The following is a 1502-nucleotide window of genomic DNA, read 5'->3' as shown; positions in this document are numbered from 1 at the left end:
CCCCCCGGCCCGGCCACGGACGGCGCCGCGCGCGGCCCCACCGGCGGGCGGCGGGCGGGGCGCCGCGCCCCCGGCGGCGCGCCGCGCGGCGCGCGGCCGGAGCCGTTGATCGCGACGACCTTGCCCGTTCCGGCGGGCGCATAGAGACAGAAACAGTCGCCGCCGATGCCGGTGGATTGCGGCTCCACCACACCCAGCACCGCGGCGGCGGCGATGGCGGCGTCCAGCGCATTGCCGCCGGCGCGCAGCACATCCAGCGCGGCGAGCGTCGCCTGCGGCATGGAGGTCGCCGCCATCCCGTTCGCGGCATAGACGGCGCTGCGGCCGGGTGCGTGGAAATCGCGCTTCATCGTTTCACCTGCTCGGTACCAACCATGCGGCCGGCCATGCCGGCCGCCATTCGGCCTACTCCCGCCCCCGCGCGGCCTCCGCCGCGGCGATGCCCTCGGCCACCACCTCGCGCAGCTTCGCCTGCAGGACCGGGTTGCCGCACACCACATGCCCGCTCTCGTAGAAGCCCTCGCCGCCGGCCGGGTCGGTGATCACGCCCCCGGCCTCCCGCACCAGCACGACGCCGGCCGCGATGTCCCACCGGTTCAGCCCGAGCTCCCAGAACCCGTCGTACCGCCCCGCCGCCACCCAGGCGAGGTCGAGCGCCGCCGAGCCGAAGCGCCGCACCCCCGCCACCTGCGGCATCAGCCGCGCCAGCGTCATCGAGAATTCCGCCTTGCGCTGCACCTTCGCGAACGGGATGCCGGTGGCGAACACCGCCTGCACCATGTCCCGCCGGCCGGAGACGCGCAGCCGCCGGTCGTTGAGGAAGGCGCCGACGCCCTTCTCCGCCCAGAACATCTCGTTGCCCGCCGGGTTGTAGATGCAGCCCGCGACCAGCTCCGTCCGCTCCGCGTCGAGCCGCTTCTCCACGCCGACGCTGATCGCCCAATGCGGGATGCCATGGAGAAAATTCGTGGTGCCGTCGAGCGGATCCACCACCCAGCGCCACTCCCAATCGCCCTCCGCCTGGCCGCCCTCTTCCCCGAGGAAGGCCCAGCCCGGCCGCGCCTTCGCCAGCTCCTCCTTCAGCGTCTGCTCGGCGCGGAGATCCGCCTGGCTGACGAAATCCCCCGGCCCCTTGGAGCTGACCTGGAGGTTCTCCACCTCCCCGAAGTCGCGCAGCAGCCGCCGCCCGGCCTTCTGCACGGCCTGCTGCAACACGTTCATGGCGGGCGAGATGCGCGGCGAGACGGCCATCGGATAAGGGTCCTGGAAAGAACGAAGGCCGGTCGGCTGTTTGCCGCCGGCCCGGTTGCGTGCGTGTTTAGGCCGGGGGCGCTGCCCCCAAAAGCCCCCACCGGGGACGATGGGCGACGTATACGTCGCCCCCCGGACCCCTCCATGCGTCAGGAGCCTCCCACCCCCCGTTAAGGGGGGGGGCGGGGGGGGGGGGGCCCCCCCCCCCACCGCCCCAACCGCGGGCCCCCCCCCGCCCCCCCACCCCCCCC

General features: G+C 74.4%; 2 protein-coding genes. Both read right to left on the bottom strand.

Features of this window, described 5'->3' with window-relative positions; translation table 11 throughout:
* Positions 1-350 (bottom strand): gamma-glutamyltransferase (locus AC1MIR_RS00590; RefSeq protein ID WP_480026247.1); only part of this gene is annotated, 350 nt, incomplete at its 3' end.
* 55 nt (positions 351-405) lie between these two features.
* Positions 406-1251 (bottom strand): inositol monophosphatase family protein, encoded by an 846-nt coding sequence (locus AC1MIR_RS00585; RefSeq protein WP_480026246.1) that lies wholly within the window; start codon positions 1249-1251, stop codon positions 406-408.
* Between the last annotated feature and the right edge of the window lie 251 nt (positions 1252-1502).

The sequence above is a fragment of the Falsiroseomonas sp. RANM36 genome (assembly GCF_056682175.1).
Note: the sequence above shows the minus strand (reverse complement) of the source record. Positions and strands in the feature narration are given on the sequence as shown.

What these genes read in the sequence shown, in the direction of transcription:
- AC1MIR_RS00585 (WP_480026246.1), bottom strand. Translation starts at nt 1,251, where the DNA reads ATGGCCGTCTCGCCGCGCATCTCGCCCGCCATGAACGTGTTGCAGCAG.